Origin of the sequence: Curtobacterium sp. NPDC087080 (assembly GCF_044745105.1) — a bacterium.
Taxonomy (GTDB): domain Bacteria; phylum Actinomycetota; class Actinomycetes; order Actinomycetales; family Microbacteriaceae; genus Curtobacterium.
On sequence record NZ_JBIUZP010000004.1, the window covers coordinates 415,241 to 435,870 of the forward strand.

Genomic DNA, 20,630 nt, shown 5'->3' on the forward strand with positions numbered 1-20,630 from the left:
CCGTGACCGCCCTCCCCACCGACGAGCTCAGCGAGCTCGACCAGCGCGTGCTCGCGTTCGAGCACGACCGGGCGCGACACGACCGCACGAAGGAAGCGGAGATCCGGGTCGAGTTCGACATGTCGCCGGCGCGTTACTACCAGGTGCTCAACCGCGTGATCGACCTGCCTGCCGCGCTCGCCCTCGACCCGCAGCTGGTCGGTCGGCTGCAGCGGCTCCGCCACGAACGCACCCGAGCACGAGCGGCGCGCGCGTTCGTCGCCCCCGCGCCCGATCCCCGTGAAGAGGAACGATGACCGAGAGATACCCGCGAGACCGGTTCGACGAGGTCTCCGACGGCCCCCGGGTCGGAGCGCACCGCGGTGCCCGTCGTCGTGGACGCGGGTGGATCGCGTTCGCCTGGGGCGCCCTCGCCACCGGTGTGCTCGTGCTCGTCGGCGTCCTCGTGCTCGCGCTGCTGAACGGGAGCTACTCGTTCCCGGGCTCGACCTCGTCGCCGCGTCCCTCGTCGAGCTCGTCCGCGTCGGCCGCGCCGTCGGAGTCGCCGTCCGAGGAGCAGTCCGCACCCGCGTCCGAGGAGCCGAGTGCGGCGGAGCCGTCGGCGCAGGGCACGACGAGCGTGGTCGTGCTGAACGGCACGACGACCACCGGTCTGGCCGCCCGGGGCCGCACCGCACTGACCAGCGCCGGCTGGAAGGTCGCGTCGACGGGCGACGCCGGGACGACGGGGGCGACCACGTCCGTGGTCTACTACCAGCAGCCCGACCAGCAGGCCGTGGCGCAGGGCGTGGCGAAGGCCCTGGGCATCGCGACGGTGGAGCAGTCCGCGGCCTTCCCGAACGTCGACGTCAGCGTGGTGCTCGGCGCCGACTACGGCGGCTGACCGGCTCGTCGGGACAGCGCCGACGCGCGCTGTGTGACGGCGGTGTTTCGGGCAGGTTGATTCTTGACGGAATCGGCGTGGAAGAACGTCACACCTCTTGCCTTGCGGCGGTTGTTGCACGAGAGTCATCGCCAGACGGCGACGGCGTCGTTCGCAACAGCAGCACCAGGGAGCAAGAGATCATGGCCAACGGAACCGTGAAGTGGTTCAACGCCGAGAAGGGCTTCGGCTTCATCACCGTGGATGGAGGGGGCCAGGACGTGTTCGTGCACTACTCGGCAATCGACATGTCGGGCTACAAGGTCCTCGAGGAGGGCCAGGCGGTGACGTTCGACGTCGGCACCGGGTCCAAGGGCCCGCAGGCCGAGGCGGTCCGTCCCGCCTGAGTCCGGGGCCACCCGTCGACGCGCCGTCCCCTCGGGGGCGGCGCGTTCGTCGTGTGCGGTGCCGTGGTCGCGGTGCCGTGGTCGCGGGGCCGGCACCGCCCGGGCGGGCTGGTGGACCCGGTGCCGCACCGTGACCTGGGAAGTCGGGCCGTGCCTCCCGGCTGTGTTGCACTCGCACCCGGCGAGTGCCAGAATCGGCGTTGGCACTCGCTCACGCTGAGTGCCAGCACGACCCCCATGACGACGTCCGGGAGGGACGAGAAACTCACATGGCTAAGATCATTGCTTTCGACGAGGAGGCCCGCCGTGGCCTCGAGCGCGGCCTGAACACCCTGGCCGACGCCGTGAAGGTGACGCTCGGCCCGCGCGGCCGCAACGTCGTCCTCGAGAAGAAGTGGGGCGCCCCCACGATCACGAACGACGGTGTCTCCATCGCCAAGGAGATCGAGCTCGACGACCCGTACGAGAAGATCGGTGCGGAGCTCGTCAAGGAGGTCGCCAAGAAGACCGACGACGTCGCCGGTGACGGTACGACCACCGCGACCGTGCTCGCCCAGGCGCTCGTCCGCGAGGGCCTCCGCAACGTCGCCGCCGGTGCCGACCCCGTGTCGCTCAAGCGCGGCATCGAGAAGGCCGTCGCCGCCGTCTCCGACCAGCTCCTCGCCAACGCGAAGGACATCGAGACCAAGGACCAGATCGCCGCCACCGCGTCGATCTCGGCCGCTGACTCCACCATCGGCGAGCTCATCGCCGAGGCGATCGACAAGGTCGGCAAGGAGGGCGTCGTCACCGTCGAGGAGTCGAACACCTTCGGCACCGAGCTCGAGCTGACCGAGGGCATGCGCTTCGACAAGGGCTACCTGTCGCAGTACTTCGTCACGGACCCGGAGCGCCAGGAGGCCGTCTTCGAGGACCCGTACATCCTCATCGTCAACTCGAAGATCTCCAACATCAAGGACCTGCTCCCGGTCGTCGACAAGGTGATCCAGGCGGGCAAGCAGCTCCTGATCATCGCCGAGGACGTCGACGGCGAAGCCCTCGCGACCCTCGTCGTGAACAAGATCCGCGGCATCTTCAAGTCCGTCGCCGTCAAGGCCCCGGGCTTCGGTGACCGTCGCAAGGCCATGCTGCAGGACATCGCGATCCTGACCGGCGGCCAGGTCATCTCGGAAGAGGTCGGCCTCAAGCTCGAGAACGCGACCCTCGACCTGCTGGGCAAGGCCCGCAAGGTGATCATCACCAAGGACGAGACCACGATCATCGAGGGTGCCGGCGACGACGAGCAGATCGCGGGCCGCGTCCGTCAGATCCGCTCCGAGATCGAGGCGACCGACTCCGACTACGACCGCGAGAAGCTCCAGGAGCGCCTCGCGAAGCTCGCCGGTGGCGTGGCCGTCATCAAGGCGGGTGCCGCGACCGAGGTCGAGCTCAAGGAGCGCAAGCACCGCATCGAGGACGCCGTCCGCAACGCGAAGGCCGCCGTCGAGGAGGGCATCGTCGCCGGTGGTGGCGTCGCGCTCATCCAGGCGTCCGTCGCGCTCGACTCGCTCGACCTGCAGGGTGACGAGGCGACCGGTGCGAACATCGTCCGCGTCGCGATCGACGCGCCGCTCAAGCAGATCGCGCTGAACGCCGGTCTCGAGCCGGGCGTCGTCGCCGCCAAGGTCCGCGAGCTCGAGTCGGGTCACGGCCTCAACGCCGCGACCGGCGAGTACGTCGACCTGGTCGCCGCGGGCATCATCGACCCGGCCAAGGTCACGCGCTCGGCGCTGCAGAACGCCGCGTCGATCGCCGGTCTGTTCCTCACGACCGAGGCCGTCGTCGCCGACAAGCCGGAGAAGAACCCGGCCATGCCGGCCGGCGACCCCACGGGTGGCATGGACTTCTAGTCCCGGTAGCCGGAAGGGCCCCGCACGCGCTGCGTGCGGGGCCCTTCCGCGTACGGGGGGCGGGGCGGGGCCGGGTGGGGTTCACCCAGTGGGCCATTTCCGTCACGCTCAGCCCGTCCTGGCGACGGATCGCGCTCGCACGGCAGTCACCGCGCGGCATGTCCTGCTCGCTCACTGCGACGCTCTGTCCCGCACAGGAGGCTCGACCAGCGTCGTTCTCCACAGTGCGGGCTGCTTCGGGCTGGTTCCGGCACCGAGCGGGCGATCCTCGCAGACGTGCCCCAGCCACCGCCACTTCCCGTCCCGTTCGGCCAGACCACCTTCGCCGTCGGTGACGCACTTCGTGCAGGCATCGGCCCCGAGCGGCTCCGGCGCAGTGACCTCGTGACACCCATCCACGGCGTCCGCGCTCCCGCCGGCACCGACGTCAGCAGGATCGAGGCGGTGGGCGCCGTCCTTCGACCGGGGCAGCGCTTCAGCCACGTCACCGCCGCTCGGCTCTGGGGTGCACCGGTACCGCGAGCGCTCTGCGACGACGACACCGTCCACGTCTCCTCCGAGCACGACGTTGCGATGCGGCGTGCCGGGGTCGTCGGCCATCGTTCTCCGAGCACCGAGGTCGCCTCGAGTCCGTACGGACCGGTGAGTCCACCAGCCCGGGCCTGGTTCGAGTGCGCCGAGACGTTCTCCGTCGCGGACCTCGTGGCGCTGGGGGACCACCTGGTGGGGAAGGCCGGACTCGCGACGCTCGACGACCTCGCGGCCGCGATCCGACCCGGTGCACGAGGCGTCCGGACGGCACGGCTCGCGCTTGAGCGGATCCGTGTCGGTGCGGAGTCGGCGATGGAGTCGCACCTCCGGCTCGCCGTGGTCGACGCCGGCTTCCCGGAGCCGGAGCTGAACGTCGACGTGCACGGTGCAGACGCTCAGTTCCTCGGACGGGTGGACATGGCCTGGCCGACGTACCGGATCGCCCTGGAGTACGACGGCGATCACCACCGCGATCAGGACACGTACCGACACGACCAGCGCAGGAACAACGGCTTCACGGTCAACGGATGGCTCGTGATCCATGCGACCGCTGTGGATCTTGCTCGCCCGGCGGTGTTGTTCGAACGGTTGCGCCGTGCGTTCGCCGATCGAGCGGGCAAGACACGCCGCGGGTGATGCGCCCCTCGGGTCTGTTCGGTCGGGTGGAGGGCCCGATCGTGCCAGAGCGTGCGCGCTCGGCGAACCAGCGAGCGGCGAACCAGCGAGCGGCGAACCAGCGACCGGCGGGCCGGGCGCCGTCAGGCGGCGGGGGACTTCGGGGTGGGGGTGTAGTCGCGGGGGAGCAGGGGGAGCCAGACGCGGAACGTGGCGCCGCCGCCCTCGGTGTCGAAGACCTCGACGGAGCCGTTGTGCGCGTGCACGATGCCGGAGACGATCGCGAGCCCGAGGCCCGAGCCGCCGGTGTCCCGCGCGCGTGAGGTGTCGGCACGCCAGAAGCGCTGGAAGATCTTCTCGCGCAGCTGCGGCGGGATGCCCTCGCCGTGGTCGATGACGTCGATGTGCGCCATGCCGCGGTCGTCGTCGACGCCGATGCCGATCTCGATCGGGTCGTCGTGTGCGGTGAAGCGCATCGCGTTGCCCATCAGGTTCGTCACGACCTGGCGGATCTTGTTCTCCTCCGCCAGGACGATCGGCGGGCGAGCGGGCAGCACGACGGTCGGCAGGGGTGTGGTCTCGTCGGTCGGCACCGTACCGTCGACGCCCATCGCCCGGGTGCGTCGGGCCCGGAGCCGCGCGATGGTCTGCCGCGAGAACGCGATCGGCCCGGTCGTGTTGGCCGACGGCGGGGACACCGGGGTCTCGCCGGTGTCGTGCTGCCCGAACGCGCCGGGTCGCACGGCCTGCGGCACGCTGACACCGGTCACGGCGTCCTCGACCAGCACCTGGATCTCACGGTCGGGGTTCGACGCCATGGTGTCCAGCGCCGAGTCGCGGGCGATGGCGACGAGGTCGACCGGGCCGAGCTCGAGCGGCTTCGACTCGTCGATGCGCGCGAGCTGGAGGAGGTCCTGCACGAGCAGGCCCATCCGCTGCGCTTCCTTCTCGATGCGGTCCATCGCCTGGGCGACGTCCTCCTCCTTGCGGAGCGCCCCCATCCGGTAGAGCTCGGCGTAGCCACGAAGCGACACCAGCGGCGTCCGGAGCTCGTGCGAGGCGTCACCCACGAAGCGACGCATCTGGTCGATGGTGCGCTCGCGGTCCTCGAACGCCGAGTCGATCCGCTCGAGCATCGCGTTCAGGGAGCGGTTGAGCCGGCCGACCTCGGTGTTCGGGGTGTCCGCCTCGAGGCGCTGGTTGAAGTCACCCGCAGCGAACCGTGCGGCGGTGTCCTCCACGTCGCGGAGCGGATCGAAGGTGGCCGTCACGAGGAGCCGGGTGAGCATCGCGCCGAGCAGGATCACCGAGATGCCGAAGCCGAGGAAGATCACCGTGAAGCGCGCGATGGTCTGGTCGGTGTCGGCGCTCGACACGGCGACGAGCACGTACCCGGTCTCCGACGTGCCGCTCGACTGGTTCTGCAGCGACGCCGGGATGACCTGTGCACGCCACTCGTGGTCGTGCTGGCTGTCGTACAGCGAGAACCGCTGCGAGTTCTGCGCCGCGGCAGCGAAGTCGAGCGACCGGATGTCCGGCCGGCTGGACGCACGGGTCTGGCAGATCTTGTCGCCACGGGAGTCGTAGGCGGCGACGTAGGCGCTCTGCGACAGGACGATCGACAGCGTGCAGTACTGCTGGCCGTCGCTGATGTTCTGGCCCTCGAGCTGCTCGGTGGTCTGCTTGACGGTGTTGTCGAGCTGCTGCATCAGGTACGTCGACAGCACCGTCATGGTGCCGAGGCCGGCGACGAGCAGCCCGAGCGCGACGAGGAGCACCGTGATCCCGGTGATCTTGGTGCGGAGGGAGATCCCGTCCCACCAGCGGCTCATTCGCGTGTGCATGCTGCCCCAACGATAAGCGGCGACCGCCCGGTGAAACCGGACGGTCGCCGTGTGCCCGACGTCAGGACGCCTTGGTCGCCTTCAGCATGTAGCCGAAGCCGCGCTTCGTCTGGATGATCGGCTCGGTCGAGTACTGGTCGAGCTTGCGACGCAGGTACGAGATGTAGGACTCGACGATGCCCGCGTCGCCGTTGAAGTCGTACTCCCACACGTGGTCGAGGATCTGCGCCTTCGACAGCACGCGGTTCGGGTTGAGCATGAGGTAGCGCAGGAGCTTGAACTCGGTCGGGGACAGCTCGATCTGCGCGTCGCCGATCGTGACCTCGTGGGTGTCCTGGTCCATGGTGAGCTCGCCGGCGCGGATGATCGCGTCCTCTTCGTCGTTCATCGTGCGACGGAGGATGGCCTTGATGCGGGCGACGATCTCGTCGAGCGAGAACGGCTTCGTGACGTAGTCGTCACCGCCGACCGTGAGCCCGGTGATCTTGTCCTCGGTGTCGTCCTTCGCGGTGAGGAACAGGATCGGCGAGGTGTACCCGGACGAACGGAGGCGCTTGGTCACGCCGAAGCCGTTCATGTCGGGGAGCATCACGTCGAGGATGATCAGGTCGGGCTCCTCCTCGAGCACGGCCGAGATCGCCTGGGCCCCGTTGCCGACCGCACGGACGGCGAACCCGGCGAAGCGCAGCGAGGTCGTGAGGAGGTCGCGGATGTTCGGCTCGTCGTCGACGATCAGGATCTTGGGGCCATCGGTCATGGACCCATCCTCTGACCGTTCCCTAGAGGTTTCCTGGGAGCGCGTCGTGTGGTGACTACGCGGCTGCCAGGACCTGGTCGGCGTCGAGGATCGTGTACGCGTACCCCTGCTCGGCCAAGAACCGCTGGCGGTTCTGTGCGAAGTCCTGGTCGACGGTGTCGCGCGTCACGAGCGTGTAGAACGACGCCGGGAGGCCGTCCTTGTTCGGACGGAGCAGACGGCCGAGGCGCTGCGCTTCCTCCTGTCGGGAGCCGAACGAGCCGGACACCTGGATCGCGACGGTCGCGTCGGGCAGGTCCACCGAGAAGTTCGCCACCTTCGACACCACGAGCACGTCGATCGAGCCCTCGCGGAAGGCCTGGAACAGCCGCTCGCGCTCGTCGACCGGGGTCGATCCGGTGATCTCGGCGGCGTCGAGCGACGCGGCGAGGTCGTCGAGCTGGTCGATGTACTGCCCGATCACGAGGATCTGCTCACCGTGGTGCTTCTCGATGAGCTCGCGCACGACCGGGGTCTTCGCGGGTGAGGTCGCCGCCATCCGGTAGCGCTCGTCGTCGCCCGACGCCGCGTACTCCAGGCGGTCCTGGTGCGGCAGGTCGATGCGGACCTCGTAGCAGGCGGCCGGGGAGATGTAGCCCTGCGCCTCGATCTCCTTCCACGGGGCGTCGTAGCGCTTCGGCCCGATGAGCGAGAACACGTCGCTCTCGCGGCCGTCCTCGCGCACCAGGGTCGCCGTGAGCCCGAGTCGTCGCCGCGCCTGCAGGTCGGCGGTGAGCTTGAACACCGGCGCGGGGAGCAGGTGGACCTCGTCGTAGACGATCAGGCCCCAGTCGAGGGCGTCGAGCAGCGACAGGTGCGTGTACTCGCCCTTCCGTCGGGCGGTCAGGATCTGGTACGTCGCGATGGTGACCGGGCGGATCTCCTTCGAGGTGCCGGAGTACTCGCCGATGTCCTCCGGGGACAGGGTCGTCCGGCGCAGGAGTTCGTCGCGCCACTGCCGGGCGGACACGGTGTTCGTGACGAGGATGAGCGTCGTCGCCTTGACGGTCGCCATCGCCCCGGCGCCGACGAGCGTCTTGCCGGCACCACAGGGCAGCACGACCACGCCGGACCCCTGCGCGAAGAACGTGTCGACGGCCTGCTCCTGGTACGGGCGCATGTGCCAGGACGCCGTGTCGAGGTCGATCGGGTGCGGCTGCCCCGGCGTGTAGCCCGCGAGGTCCTCCGCCGGCCACCCGAGCTTCACGAGCTCCTGCTTGACCTGCCCGCGGGCCCAGGGCTGCAGCTCGATCTCCGAGGGGGAGCGCTGGTCGCCGAGCAGGGGCTTGATGCGCTTCGACCGGGTCACCTCGGCCAGGACCGACGGGTCCTCGGCGGTGAGGAGCAGGAGCGGCTGGCGCTCCAGCTCCTCGGTCGGGGAGTTCGCGATCGCCGGGGCGTCCTCGCGCTCCTCGCGGCGGATGACGAGCCGCCCGTAGCGCGAGACGGTGTCACGGATGTCGACGGTGACGCTCTGCGGGACCGGGAACTTGGCGAACCGCTCGAGCGTGCCGATCATCGACTCGGCGTCGTGGCCGGCCGCGCGCGCGTTCCACAGACCGAGCCGCGTGATCCGGTAGGTGTGCACGTGCTCCGGGGCGCGTTCGAGCTCGGCGAAGGCCGCGAGCTCGTGCCGGGCGTCCTCGGCCTGGGGGTGGGCGACCTCGAGGAGCACGGTGCGGTCACTCTGCACGATCAGCGGTCCGTTCATGACGGATCAGCCTAGGCGGCGCGGCTGCGAGCCGCCGCCCCCGGTGCGCAACGGTGGAGAACCGGCTCGCGGGGCACGGCTGTGCAGGAACGCGTGGCTCAGGCCTCGCTCTCGACCGCGACGACGAGCGACAGCGGCAGCGTCCGCTCCACGTCGACCGCGGTGTCCCGGCCGCGGACCCGTCCGGCGGCGACCGACGTCGGCACGATCGACATCGGTCGCTCCGACCCGTCCGGCATCCGGACCGTCAGCCGGATCGGCGTCTTCCCGCGCACCGCGAGGTCGATCTGCCGCCCGAGCCACTCCTGCTCCGGTTCCGCGTCGCCACGCTCCGTCGTCAGGCGCAGCCGCTCCACCAGCGCGTGCGCGGCCTGCTCCGGAGTGCGGCCGGCACCACGACGACGGCCGGGAGGCGCGTCCTGCGTCACCGGGCGGGCCACGGCCGTCAGCACGGCCGGGTACCGCTGCTCCTCGAGCGCCGCGTGGACCACGTGCGGCGGGTGCGGGGCGGTCAGCGTCGACAGGTCGACGCGCTCCCAGGTCAGCTGCCGGAGCTCGGCGTCGACCCCGACGAGGTCGAGCTGGTCCGGCGTCCCGTGCACGACCGCGCCGCGGCCGTCCGGTGCGACGTCGACCACGAGGCCACCGTCGCGCGAGGCCACCTGGTCGACGAGGTAGGTGAGGGGCTGGGGCACGTCGGTCGCCGACAGCCGGTCCAGCAGCACGAGCAGGTCGTCGCGGGTGGCGCCCGCCCGGAGGGCCCGGCGCACGGAGTCCTCGGAGACGCGGTACCGCGCAGCGAGCCCCGGCGCCTCGAGGTCGGCGACCGTCCGGAGCGCCGCGTCGTCCGCGGGGGACAGCGGGCCCGGGGCGATGACCGTCAGGTCGTGCTGCAGGTAGACGCCCTCGACGGTCGGCGGCAGGTCCTCGGTCGCGGTGGCGGCGTCACCCTCGAGGACCGCGCGACCCGTCGCGGTCACGGTGCCGTCGACCGCGAGGCCGAGGACCTCGGCGGTGCCGGCGACGTCGAGCAGCACGGCGTCGAGCCACCGGGCTCCGGCCGGGAACGCCCACCGCCCGACGGCGGCCAGGTCGTGCAGGTCGTCGCCCGCCGTCCGGAGCACGTCGTGCACGGCCGGGTCGAGCGCGTGCCACCACCGTCCGGCGAGGTCGACCCAGCGGTCCGGCCACGCCGCCACGAGCCAGGTGCGACCGGCGGGCGTCACGGCCCAGCGGCCCTCGCCGGCATCGGCGAGCCCGGTGCGGTCGAGCAGGGCGAGGCGGTCGGGCACGACGTCCGGCTCGGCGCCGACGCGCTCGCCGAGGGTCCGGGCGAGCGGCGTGCCGATGCCGCCCTTGACGAGCTCGCGGACCTCGCCGGCGTCGACCGCCCGCAGCAGCTCGGCGAGCACCGTCATCGTCGTGAACGCGTGCTCGGCTCCGGTCGCACGTGCGCGGTCCTGGTCGACCACCCGCTCGTCGGGTGCGGCGGGGCGGACCGGTGCCGTGCCTCCCGGCCGCAGGTCGCCGAGCTCGGGGCGGGCTGCCAGGCGTGCGGTGACCGCGTCGTCGACGTCGCCCTCGTCGTCGGCGAGGCCGAGCGCGACCGCCGGGGCGAGCGCGTCGGCGTCGGCCGACCCGTCGCGGAGGGCGAGGAGGGTCGTCCGGGGCAGGTGTTCGAGCGCGGCGTCGATCGCGTCGTCGGTGCGCAGGGCCTCGGCGAGGTCGAAGAAGTCGGCCGCGTGCTGCGGGCCGGACTCGGCGAGGACGGCCGCGGGCAGACGGCGGGCGACCACGAGTCGTTCCAGCTCGTCGTCGGGCATCCCCCGCAGCCGGGCGGCGAGGTCGGCGGTGGTCGTCATCGTCCGCCGCTCCGGTCCGCGCGGATCCTCAGCGGTCCGACCGGTTCTCGCGGGCGCGCTTGGTCCAGGTCAGTCCGAGCAGGACGAGGACCAGCACCATGCCGATGGGCAGACCGATCAGCGGGACCGCCATGATGACCGGCCAGGGCATCGATCCGTTGGCGCTCGGGACGGTCAGCCACATCACGACCATCGCGATGATGCAGAGGAGGCCGGCGATGAAGATGCCGCCGATCATGAACCCGAGGACGCGTTCGGTACGATTGAACGTCACCGGGGTGTCCGCGGAGTCACGCGTGTTCCCGGCGGTTCGGGTCGGCTTGGCCATCGACCCAGGATATCCGACGCACCACGGCCGTTCCAGACCACGAGGAGACCACGCATGCCCACCGGCAAGGTCAAGTTCTACGACGACCAGAAGGGGTTCGGGTTCATCACCGGCGACGACGGTGAGCCGGTCTTCCTGCACGCGTCCTCGCTGCCGGACGGTGTGACCTCGGTCAAGGCCGGGACCCGCCTGGAGTACGGGGTCGTGCAGGGCAAGAAGGGCTCGCAGGCGCTGTCCGTGCGGCTGCTCGAGCCCGCGCCCTCGCTCGCGAAGATGTCCCGCCGCTCCGCCGACGACATGGCGGTGATCGTCGAGGACCTCGTGAAGGAGCTCGACCGGATCAGCGGCGACCTGCGCCACGGTCGCTACCCGAAGAACGGCGAGCGCCTCGCCGCGATCCTGCGCCACGTCGCAGACCAGCTGGACGCCTGATGGTCGACCACACGGAGCTCGCGCGGAAGGCGCTGCTCGAGGTCACCCCGGAGTCGACGGTCGGCCAGCAGGTCGGCACCGTGGACGAGGGCGACGGCGTCGTCTCGGTCCTGTTCTCCAACCGGATGCCCGGCTACCCCGGCTGGCGCTGGACGGTCTCGATCGCGCAGGTCGAGGGCGACGAGCCCACCGTGCTCGAGGTCGAGCTGATGCCCGGCGACGGGTCACTGGTCGCCCCGGACTGGGTGCCGTGGGCGGACCGGATGGCGGAGTACCGCGCCGGGCAGGCGGACGAGGACGACGACGAGTCGGACGACGACGAGTCGGACGACGACGAGTCGGACGACGATGACGACGAGGACCTCGACTACGAGGACCCGGACGACGACGAGACCGACGACGACGTCGCGGACGACGACGACGAGTTCGAGGACGACGAGGACGACCTCGCCGAGTCCGACGACGACGAGCTCGACGGTGTCGACGTCGACGCGGCGGGCGACTCCGAGGACCCCGACGACGCCGACGACACCGACGACGAGGTCGCCGAGGCCTCCGCTCCGGCGCGCTCCCGCGGCTCGCGCCGACGGGCGTCCCGCGTCCGGCCCACCGACCCCGACGAGGACCTCGAGGTCGACCGGCTCGACCCGTCCGAGACGGACCCGGAGCGACACGGCGCCTGACGCCCCCTCCGCACGACGCAACGAAGGCGGTTCCTCGCAGCGGTACGACGCTGCGCGGAACCGCCTTCGTTGCGTTTCGCGAGGGCGGTGCGGCTCTCGGGCTCAGCCGCGCAGCTCGCCGATGACGAAGTCGATCGCGCGGACGAGCTTGGCGACGTCGTCCGGGTCGATCGCGGTGAACGTGGCGACGCGGAGCTGGTTGCGGCCGAGCTTCCGGTACGGCTCGGTGTCCACGATGCCGTTCGCACGGAGCGTCGCGGCCACGGCCTTCGCGTCGATCGCGTCGTCGAGGTCGATCGTCGCGACGACCTGCGACCGGTGCGCGGGGTCGGTGACGAACGGGGTGGCGTGCTCGGAGGCCTCGGCCCAGTCGTAGATCGTCGACGACGACGTCTTCGTCCGGGTGTCCGCCCACGCCAGGCCACCGGACTGGTTGATCCACGAGACCTGGTCGTCGAGCAGCAGCAGGGTCGAGAGCGCCGGGGTGTTCAGCGTCTGGTCGAGCCGCGAGTTGTCCACGGCGTTCTGCAGGGAGAGGAACTCCGGGATGTACCGTCCCGACGCGGCGATGCGCTCGACGCGCTCGATCGCCGCGGGGGAGAACAGGGCGAGCCACAGGCCGCCGTCCGAGGCGAAGTTCTTCTGCGGCGCGAAGTAGTAGACGTCGGTCGCCGAGACGTCGAAGGCGGCTCCGCCGGCGGCGCTCGTGGCGTCGACGACGGTCAGCGCGCCGTCGTCGCCCGCGGCGCGGACGACCGGGGCCATGACGCCCGTCGAGGTCTCGTTGTGCGGGTAGGCGTAGACGTCGACGCCCTCGACCGGTTCGAGCGCGGCGAGCGAGCCGCCGGGCGCCTCGACGACGTGCGGGGCCTCGAGCCACGGGGTCTTCGTGGCCTTGGCGAACTTCGAGCCGAACTCGCCGAAGGACAGGTTCTCGGCTCGACGCTCGACGAGCCCGAAGGCGGCGGCGTCCCAGAACGCGGTCGAGCCGCCGTTGCCGAGGACGACCTCGTAGCCGTCGGGGAGCTGGAAGAGGTCGGCGAGCCCGCGGCGGACGCTGCCGACGAGGTCCTTGACGGGCTTCTGGCGGTGGGACGTGCCGAGGATCGTCGCCCCGCGGGTCACGAGCGACTCGAGCTGCGCGCCGCGGATCTTGGACGGACCGCAGCCGAAGCGTCCGTCGGTCGGGAGGAGTTCGGCGGGGATGACGATGTCTGCCATGTGCCGATCCTAGCCAGCGGTATCCCACCGCCACCGACCCTGCACCGGCCGGACGGGGCGGACCCGGGCCGCGCCTCCAGGCCGTGGAACGCGCCCCGCGGTGCGGTTTCGTCGCACTGCTCAAGTAGGGTGGATCGGGCTGGGCCCAGACATGAGAGGCGGACCGTGACCGATCTCGTCGACACCACGGAGATGTACCTGCGGACGATCCTCGACCTCGAGGAAGAGGGGATCGTGCCGCTGCGCGCGCGCATCTCCGAGCGTCTCGGCCACTCCGGTCCCACCGTCTCGCAGACCATCGCGCGGATGGAGCGCGACGGTCTGGTCGTGGTCTCCGGTGACCGCCACCTCGAGCTCACGGGCGAGGGACGTTCGCGCGCCACGCACGTGATGCGGAAGCACCGGCTGGCGGAGCGGCTCCTCGCCGACGTCATCGGGCTCGACTGGGCGTTCGTGCACGACGAGGCCTGCCGTTGGGAGCACGTGATGAGCGAGCAGGTCGAGGTGCGGCTGCTCGAGATGCTCGGCAACCCCACGGAGTCGCCCTACGGGAACCCGATCCCGGGCCTGGCGGAGATCGGCGGTCCGGCGGCGGAGCAGTTCCTCGACGGCGTGCAGAACATCGTCGCGGCGACCGACGGCACGGACGCCGTGGCCACCGGTGTCGTCCGGCGGCTGGGGGAGCCCGTGCAGTTCGAGCCCGAGCTGCTGCACCAGCTGCGCACCGCCGGGGTCATGCCGGGCCGTGTCGCACGGGTGCAGCGCGCGGGGGCGTACGTCGCCGTGCGGGTGGACGGCGAGGACGCCGGCATCGAGCTGCCGACCGAGGTCGCGCAGCACGTCTACATCGAGCGGGACTGACCACCCCGGACGTGGCCCCGACTGCCGTCCCAGCCTGAGAATCAGCACAAGGTAACGGGCATCGACCGCTCCTGATCAGGGGTTCGTGATCGTTCCGTTACCGAACCGTCGTTTCATCTCGACAAGGTAACGACCCGCACGTACACTCGTCGAGTCCCCGGGCCGCCCACGAGGCCCTGGACCCGTGGCAGGACGTCTCGAACCCGTCTCCTGCCTCGATCGGAAACGATGACGAACGGATGGGGTCCGCCCCTCCGCCCTGACCCAGGCGGAGACGGTGACGAGACGCCGGAGACACCACCCTTGACGCAGACCGGTACCGCCGCGGACGGCCAGACGCCCGCGAACCCGACGAACACCGCGAACGACGCCCCGCTCACCCGGCGGGCCGCGCGCCAGACCGAAGCCCTCGCCCGTCGCATCACCCCCGTCCGCGACGCCCCGCTCCCCGGCGGTCGCCGCGCCGCCCAGGCCGCCCGCGCCGCCGAGGCCGCCAAGGCGAGCAGCTCGGCCCGGAAGCGCCGGTTCCTCGCCCCCGTCGTGCTGACGGTCGCCGTCGGCATGTTCGGCACGGTGGCCGTCGCGCCGGCCGTCGCCGCGACGCAGCAGAACGGCACCACCGCCGCCGACGCGCAGCGCCAGGTCCGTGCGGCCCAGGCGCAGCAGTTCTCGGTGTCCGACGCCGTGGCCCTCGCCGGGACCTCGCGCGACGGCTTCGGTGCGACTGCGCAGTCCACCCTCGACGCCGAGGCCGCGCAGAAGGCCGCAGCCGAGCAGGCCGCCGCCGCGCAGGCGCAGGCAGCAGCGACCCAGGCTGCGCGTGCACAGACCGCGAAGCAGTACTCGTCGTACAACGGCCCGTCCGCGAACCAGATCGCCTCGAGCGCCGCCGCCGCGAACACCCCGTTCTCGCTGCCGGCCGTCGTCGCCACCGCGAAGCAGTACATCGGCACCCCGTACGTCTTCGGCGGCGCGGACCCGTCCGGCTTCGACTGCTCGGGCTACATCATGTACGTCTACGCGCAGTACGGCATCAGCCTCCCGCACTCGGTCCCGCTGCAGGACGCCGCGGGCACCACCATCCCCGAGTCGCAGGCACAGCCGGGTGACGTCGTGATCTTCAACGACGGCTCGCACGACGGCTTCTACATGGGCAACGGCATGATCATGGACGCGCCGAAGCCCGGCGGTTCCGTGTCGATCCGCCCGATCTGGACGAGCAGCTACCACATCGTGCGCTTCGGGATCTGACCCCCGACACCCGCGCAGCGGCGACGACCAGTGTGTCGTTCCCGTGAACACTCCCGGAAACCGGTCCGCACACCCTCGTGTCGGGCCGGTTTCCGACGTAGCCTGGTGCTGCACCGGTCCGATCCGGCCCGAACACGGGAGACCTCATGTCAGCGTTCCGCACGACCCGCACCACGGGTCGGCGCGCGCTCGTGGACATACGGTCGACCGCCCCCTGCGTGCACCATCACGCACCTGCATGACGAGAGCACTGCCCATCCGGGTGGTGCTCTTCGTGGTTCAGGGCGTGGTCGCAGGTCGCGGTCCCCTGTCGACGTCGATCGACCCGACGCACCCGCAGCGCCTGGAAGCCGTCCAGGCACCGTCGGAAGGGAACCCATGCGCACTCTCGTCCTCAACGCCGGTTACGAGCCCCTCGCGGTGATCTCGGACCGACGGGCCCTCGTGCTGGTCATGAACCAGAAGGCCGCCGTCATCGCCGCAGACCTCGACCACCCGGTCACGGGGTCGTCCGCGAGCTTCGACCGTCCGTCCGTCATCATCCTCACCCACTACGTGCGCATCCCGCACGCCCGGCTCGTACCGGTGTCGCGTCGCGGGGTCCTGCGGCGTGACGCCAACCGCTGCGCGTACTGCGACCGGCACGCCACCACGATCGACCACGTGCAGCCACGGTCGCGCGGCGGCCAGGACTCGTGGGAGAACCTCGTCGCCTGCTGCCTGGCCTGCAACAACACGAAGGGCGACCGCACCCCGCAGGAGATGGGGTGGCGGCTGCGGTTCCGGCCGAAGGCGCCCCACGGGGCGTCCTGGGTGGTCCGTGGGATCGAGCGCCCGCAGTCGGAGTGGGACGAGTACCTGGTGGCCGCGTAGCGGCGGCTCGCGCCGCGACGGACGGGAGGCGCGTGGCGGCGCCGCCACGCGCCTCCCGTCCGTCCCCGGTCGCGCTGACCGGCGCGCGGCTGCTTCCGTGGACCGTCCCGCGCGTGGGAGACCGATCCGCTCGTAGGGTGGCGTTCCTCCGGGCCTCCGACGCGCGGAACGTCCTCCCATCGCGCGCGTGATGGGAAGGAACGGGCGGGCGTAGCGTGCGAGCCATGAGCGAGACGCCCGTGATCGACGACGCCACGATCGAGGACCTCCGTGCCCGGTTGCGCAGCACGCGGTGGCCGGACGCTCTCGCCGGCACCGGGTGGTCGCTCGGCGTCGACGTGGACGAGCTCCGGCCCCTGGTCGAGTACTGGGCGGACGGGTTCGACTTCGACGCACACCGGGAACAGCTCGCCGCGCTGCCGTCCGAGCGGCACGTCGTCGACGGCATCCGGGTCCACGTGCTGCATGCGCGATCCGGTCGTCCCGATGCCCTCCCGCTGCTGCTCGCCCACGGCTGGCCGGACTCCGGGTGGCGGTACCGCAAGGTCCTCCCGCTGCTCGTCGCGGCCGGGTTCGACGTCGTCGTGCCGGACATGCCCGGGTACGGCTTCTCGGACGCGCCACCGCGGGTGCTCGACGCCCGCGAGGTCGCCGGCATGTGGGCGACGCTGATGACGGACCTCGGGTACGAGCGCTTCGCGGCGTCTGGTGGGGACATCGGGACGCACGTCGTCCGCTACCTCGCGCTCGACCACCCCGACCGGGTCGTCGCCGCGCACCGGATCGACGGCGGGCTCGCATGGCCGGGGATCGACACCTCTTCGTTGTCGCCTGCCGAGCGGGCCTTCGTGCAGGAGACCGACCGGTGGCGGACCGCCGAGGGCGCCTACGCGATGATGCACCGCACCAAGCCGCAGACCGCCGCCGTCGGGCTCACCGACTCGCCCGCGGGCCTCGCCGCGTGGATCGTCGAGAAGCTCCGGTCGTGGAGCGACTGCGGCGGTGACCTCTGGTCGGTCTGCACGCGCGACGAGGTCCTGGCGCTGCTGACCGAGTACTGGGCGACGGCGACCATCGGCTCGTCGATGCGGATGTACCACGCGAACGCCGCGATCCCCGCCGTGCAGCTGAGCCGGCGGGTGGAGGTGCCATCGGGGTTCTCGGTGTTCCCGGGCGACATCGTCCGGGCACCGCGGGAGTGGCTCGAGCGGACGACGAACCTCGTGTACCACCACGAGCTCGACCGGGGCGGGCACTTCGCGCCGTTCGAGCAGCCGCAGTTGTTCATGGACGAGGTATGCGCGTTCCTGGAGCCGTACCGCCGCTAGAGTGGACGGGCCAGCCTTTGTAGCTCAATGGAAGAGCAGTTCCGTCCTAAGGAAACGGTTGGGGGTTCGAGTCCCTCCAGGGGCACCAGTCGTCGTCGGGGGTTCAGGTCGAACGTAGGCCGATCGATGCGGGTCGATGTACCGACTGGACTCCCCGTACGATTGACCCCGTGTCCAAGGTCCTGAGCAGTCTCCCCGTCGGCGAACGAGTCGGCATCGCGTTCTCCGGAGGTCTCGACACCTCCTGCGCGGTCGCCTGGATGCGCGAGAAGGGAGCGGTGCCCTGCACGTACACGGCCGACATCGGCCAGTACGACGAGCCGGACATCGACGCCGTCCCGGGCCGCGCGAAGGAGTACGGCGCCGAGATCGCCCGCATCGTGGACGCGAAGAGCGCCCTGGTCGAAGAGGGCCTCGTGGCCCTGCAGACCGGCGCCTTCCACATCCGCTCCGGTGGCAAGACCTACTTCAACACGACGCCGCTCGGCCGCGCCGTCACGGGCACGATGCTCGTCCGCGCGATGCGCGAGGACGGCGTCGACATCTGGGGCGACGGCTCCACCTACAAGGGCAACGACATCGAGCGGTTCTACCGCTACGGCCTGATGGCGAACCCGCGCCTGCGCGTCTACAAGCCGTGGCTCGACACCGAGTTCGTCGAGGAGCTCGGCGGCCGCAAGGAGATGAGCGAGTGGCTCGTCGCCCGGGGCTTCCCGTACCGCGACTCCACCGAGAAGGCGTACTCGACCGACGCGAACATCTGGGGTGCCACGCACGAGGCGAAGAGCCTCGAGGAGCTCTCGAGCGGCCTGGACATCGTCGAGCCGATCATGGGCGTCGCTGCCTGGCGTGACGACGTCGAGGTCGCCACCGAAGAGGTCTCGGTCCGCTTCGAGGCCGGTCGTCCGGTCGCGATCAACGGCGTCGAGTACGCCGACGCCGTCGCGCTCGTGTACGAGGCGAACGCCATCGGTGGCCGTCACGGCCTCGGCGCCTCGGACCAGATCGAGAACCGCATCATCGAGGCGAAGAGCCGCGGCATCTACGAGGCGCCGGGCATGGCCCTGCTCCACGTCGCCTACGAGCGTCTGCTCAACGCGATCCACAACGAGGACACGGTCGCGGCGTACCACAACGAGGGTCGCCGCCTCGGTCGCCTCATGTACGAGGGCCGCTGGCTCGACCCGCAGTCGCTCATGCTCCGCGAGTCGCTGCAGCGCTGGGTCGCCTCCGCCGTCACCGGCGAGGTCACGCTCCGCCTGCGTCGCGGCGACGACTACACGATCCTCGACACCACGGGTCCGGCGCTGTCGTACCACCCGGACAAGCTCTCGATGGAGCGCGTCGGCGACGCAGCGTTCGGCCCGGACGACCGCATCGGGCAGCTCACGATGCGCAACCTCGACATCGCGGACTCGCGCTCGCGACTCGAGCAGTACGCCGCCGCGGGGCTCATCGGCGGGGCGACGGGCGAGCTCGTCGGGCAGCTGCAGGCGGGCGAGGCCGAGGAGATCCTCGGTGGGGCCGTCGTCTCCAGCGAGGACGAGGCACTCGGCCGCGCGACGGACGCCGCGTCCGAGGGCGCCGCGTTCGACTCCGGGACCGACTGACCCACACCGCACCGACACGAACGGGAGCCCCTGCTGCGCGCGGGGGCTCCCGTTCGTCGTCCGGGCGGCCGGTGCGGGCGCACGGCACGACACCGCGCGCGTCGATCGACGCGTGTGACGTCGGCTCGTGCACGCGCATCGGGTGCGTGCGCATCGTGCGACATCCCGCGCGTCGGTCGACGCGCGTCGCGTCGCGGACGGCGCGCCGACGGAGCAGCCGACCCGCGACGCCGGCGGGCCCACACGACGGACGGGAGGCGCGGTACCGTCCGGCACCGCGCCTCCCGTTGCGTCCCGTGGGGGCGTCTACCGCCGCTCGGCGGTCTCCGGACGCTTCTGCCGCCACGGTTCCGCGGGCAGGTCCGGCCCGCCCCACACCTGCACGGCGCCCCACGCCGCGGCCAGGAGCGGCACGGAGATGATCGCGCCGGTGATGCCCGCGAGCACCGTGCCCGCGGTCAGGCCGATGAGGATCACCAGGCCGTGCAGCTTGAGCGTCTTGCCCATCAGCACCGGCTGCAGCAGGTTGCCCTCGAGCTGGTTCACGAGCACCACGATGCCGACCACGATGAGCGCGGCCACGGGGCCGTTCGCGACGAGGGCGACGAGCGCGGCGAGGATGCCCGCGGCGGTGGCACCGACGATCGGGATGAACGCGGTGATGAACACGACGACGGCGAGGGGGAGTGCGAGCGGCACACCGACGATCGCCAGACCGACACCGATGCCGACGGCGTCCACCGCCGCGACGCTCGCCGTGCCGCGGACGTACCCGCCGAGGGTCTGCACGACCCGGTCGCCGACGCGTCGGGCGCGCTCGTACCGGGCCCCGGTGAAGGGACGGAGGAGGAACTCCCAGATCGCCGGGCCGTCCTTGAGGAAGAAGAACAGCACCACGATCATCAGGACGAGCCCGGTCAGGAAGTTCGCCGTGGCCGACGCCCCGGCCAGGGCGCCGGAGCCGAACTGCGAGCTGGTCAGGAAGCCCTGCACGCCGTCGACGACCTGGTCGACCTGCTGGTCGGAGATCGAGAACGGCAGGTGGTCGACGGTGTCCTGCAGCTGCTGGAACCCGCTGATCGCGGACTTCTGCAGGTCGGGCCACTGGGCGATCACGGCGACGACGATGAGCGACCCGACCAGGCCGAGGACCACGAGGACGCCGAGCAGGACCGCGAGGGTCGCGAGCACCGACGGCACCTTGTGGCGACGGAGCCAGGACACGACCGGGTGCATGGCGGAGGCGATGATCAGGGCGAGGAGCACCGGGATCGTCACGACGCTCAGGGTCGCGGCGGCGTAGACGATGCCGATCGCGATCACGAGCACGATGACCACCTGCAGGCACCGGGTCGCCAGACTCCCGAACCCGTCCGTCCACTTGCGGGTGAGTGGACCCGATGTCGCGTCTGCGGGGGTGGTGTGGTTGCCGAACAGGGGCATGGGGCTCCTCGGTGGTGGTGCGGAGCCTCCACGCTACCGACGCAGCCGACCCGCGGCCGATGACGTCCGGGGACGCCGCTAAG

The 20,630-nt window shown here is 71.2% G+C and carries 20 protein-coding genes and 1 tRNA gene; 13 read left to right on the forward strand and 8 right to left on the reverse strand.

Going from position 1 to position 20,630, the window contains the following annotated elements; genetic code table 11:
• Positions 1-2 precede the first annotated feature (2 nt).
• The 4 genes from ACIPEQ_RS13585 to groL all read left to right on the forward strand — a co-directional run bounded on the left by ACIPEQ_RS13585 (position 3) and on the right by groL (position 3,158).
• A complete protein-coding gene (locus ACIPEQ_RS13585) occupies positions 3-296 on the forward strand; it encodes a DUF3263 domain-containing protein (RefSeq protein ID WP_238638234.1) in 294 nt (97 codons plus the stop codon).
• A complete protein-coding gene (locus ACIPEQ_RS13590; RefSeq protein WP_402715576.1) occupies positions 293-883 on the forward strand; it encodes a LytR C-terminal domain-containing protein in 591 nt (196 codons plus the stop codon). The genes ACIPEQ_RS13585 and ACIPEQ_RS13590 overlap by 4 nt, the downstream gene beginning before the upstream one ends.
• Positions 884-1,065: 182 nt before the next feature.
• Entirely contained in the window at positions 1,066-1,269 is a 204-nt protein-coding gene (locus ACIPEQ_RS13595; protein WP_066656547.1) for a cold-shock protein, read from the forward strand.
• A gap of 269 nt (positions 1,270-1,538) precedes the next feature.
• Positions 1,539-3,158 carry a chaperonin GroEL gene (gene groL / locus ACIPEQ_RS13600; RefSeq protein ID WP_250367993.1) on the forward strand — a complete coding sequence of 540 codons (1,620 nt, stop codon included), beginning with the start codon at positions 1,539-1,541 and terminating at the stop codon, positions 3,156-3,158.
• 171 nt (positions 3,159-3,329) lie between these two features.
• Here the strand turns inward: groL and ACIPEQ_RS13605 are convergent, their stop codons facing one another.
• A complete protein-coding gene (locus ACIPEQ_RS13605; protein ID WP_402715577.1) occupies positions 3,330-3,758 on the reverse strand; it encodes a hypothetical protein in 429 nt (142 codons plus the stop codon).
• 42 nt (positions 3,759-3,800) lie between these two features.
• On the opposite strand from ACIPEQ_RS13605, the gene ACIPEQ_RS13610 reads away from it, so the two are divergent.
• The gene (locus ACIPEQ_RS13610; RefSeq protein ID WP_402715578.1) at positions 3,801-4,325 is read left to right on the forward strand and encodes a hypothetical protein; all 525 of its coding nucleotides are present in this window, start codon (positions 3,801-3,803) and stop codon (positions 4,323-4,325) included.
• Between the two features lie 122 nt (positions 4,326-4,447).
• Here the strand turns inward: ACIPEQ_RS13610 and ACIPEQ_RS13615 are convergent, their stop codons facing one another.
• From ACIPEQ_RS13615 to ACIPEQ_RS13635, 5 genes are all read right to left on the reverse strand, one after another.
• Positions 4,448-6,148: a sensor histidine kinase gene (locus ACIPEQ_RS13615; RefSeq protein WP_209675402.1), complete on the reverse strand. Its 1,701-nt coding sequence runs from the start codon at positions 6,146-6,148 to the stop codon at positions 4,448-4,450.
• Between the two features lie 61 nt (positions 6,149-6,209).
• Positions 6,210-6,905 (reverse strand): response regulator transcription factor, encoded by a 696-nt coding sequence (locus ACIPEQ_RS13620; protein ID WP_069713320.1) that lies wholly within the window; start codon positions 6,903-6,905, stop codon positions 6,210-6,212.
• A 55-nt stretch (positions 6,906-6,960) separates the two neighbouring features.
• Positions 6,961-8,655 carry a DNA repair helicase XPB gene (locus ACIPEQ_RS13625; protein ID WP_126892318.1) on the reverse strand — a complete coding sequence of 565 codons (1,695 nt, stop codon included), beginning with the start codon at positions 8,653-8,655 and terminating at the stop codon, positions 6,961-6,963.
• 98 nt (positions 8,656-8,753) lie between these two features.
• Complete coding sequence (locus tag ACIPEQ_RS13630; protein WP_402715579.1) at positions 8,754-10,517, reverse strand: helicase-associated domain-containing protein; 1,764 nt, start codon at positions 10,515-10,517, stop codon at positions 8,754-8,756.
• Positions 10,518-10,545: 28 nt separating this feature from the next.
• Complete coding sequence (locus ACIPEQ_RS13635) at positions 10,546-10,845, reverse strand: hypothetical protein (protein ID WP_250367989.1); 300 nt, start codon at positions 10,843-10,845, stop codon at positions 10,546-10,548.
• A gap of 54 nt (positions 10,846-10,899) precedes the next feature.
• Here ACIPEQ_RS13635 and ACIPEQ_RS13640 point away from each other — a divergent pair, with 54 nt between their 5' ends.
• Entirely contained in the window at positions 10,900-11,277 is a 378-nt protein-coding gene (locus ACIPEQ_RS13640; RefSeq protein ID WP_126892663.1) for a cold-shock protein, read from the forward strand.
• Positions 11,277-11,960, forward strand: coding sequence for a DUF3027 domain-containing protein (locus ACIPEQ_RS13645; protein ID WP_402715580.1), 684 nt, complete (start codon positions 11,277-11,279; stop codon positions 11,958-11,960). The genes ACIPEQ_RS13640 and ACIPEQ_RS13645 overlap by 1 nt, the downstream gene beginning before the upstream one ends.
• Positions 11,961-12,062: 102 nt before the next feature.
• On the opposite strand, the gene serC is transcribed toward ACIPEQ_RS13645, so the two are convergent.
• On the reverse strand, positions 12,063-13,181 hold the full coding sequence (gene serC / locus ACIPEQ_RS13650) for a phosphoserine transaminase (RefSeq protein WP_402715581.1): 1,119 nt from the start codon (positions 13,179-13,181) through the stop codon (positions 12,063-12,065).
• A 165-nt stretch (positions 13,182-13,346) separates the two neighbouring features.
• On the opposite strand from serC, the gene ACIPEQ_RS13655 reads away from it, so the two are divergent.
• The 6 genes from ACIPEQ_RS13655 to argG all read left to right on the forward strand — a co-directional run bounded on the left by ACIPEQ_RS13655 (position 13,347) and on the right by argG (position 19,104).
• Positions 13,347-14,042 (forward strand): metal-dependent transcriptional regulator, encoded by a 696-nt coding sequence (locus ACIPEQ_RS13655; protein ID WP_126892660.1) that lies wholly within the window; start codon positions 13,347-13,349, stop codon positions 14,040-14,042.
• A gap of 303 nt (positions 14,043-14,345) precedes the next feature.
• Positions 14,346-15,293 (forward strand): C40 family peptidase, encoded by a 948-nt coding sequence (locus ACIPEQ_RS13660; protein ID WP_402715582.1) that lies wholly within the window; start codon positions 14,346-14,348, stop codon positions 15,291-15,293.
• Between the two features lie 378 nt (positions 15,294-15,671).
• Positions 15,672-16,166: an HNH endonuclease gene (locus ACIPEQ_RS13665; protein WP_126892399.1), complete on the forward strand. Its 495-nt coding sequence runs from the start codon at positions 15,672-15,674 to the stop codon at positions 16,164-16,166.
• A gap of 224 nt (positions 16,167-16,390) precedes the next feature.
• The gene (locus ACIPEQ_RS13670; RefSeq protein ID WP_402715583.1) at positions 16,391-17,494 is read left to right on the forward strand and encodes an epoxide hydrolase family protein; all 1,104 of its coding nucleotides are present in this window, start codon (positions 16,391-16,393) and stop codon (positions 17,492-17,494) included.
• A gap of 13 nt (positions 17,495-17,507) precedes the next feature.
• A tRNA-Arg gene (locus ACIPEQ_RS13675) sits at positions 17,508-17,582 on the forward strand.
• Between the two features lie 82 nt (positions 17,583-17,664).
• Entirely contained in the window at positions 17,665-19,104 is a 1,440-nt protein-coding gene (gene argG, locus ACIPEQ_RS13680) for an argininosuccinate synthase (RefSeq protein ID WP_402715584.1), read from the forward strand.
• A 306-nt stretch (positions 19,105-19,410) separates the two neighbouring features.
• On the opposite strand, the gene ACIPEQ_RS13685 is transcribed toward argG, so the two are convergent.
• Positions 19,411-20,547 carry an AI-2E family transporter gene (locus tag ACIPEQ_RS13685; RefSeq protein ID WP_402715585.1) on the reverse strand — a complete coding sequence of 379 codons (1,137 nt, stop codon included), beginning with the start codon at positions 20,545-20,547 and terminating at the stop codon, positions 19,411-19,413.
• Positions 20,548-20,630 lie beyond the last annotated feature (83 nt).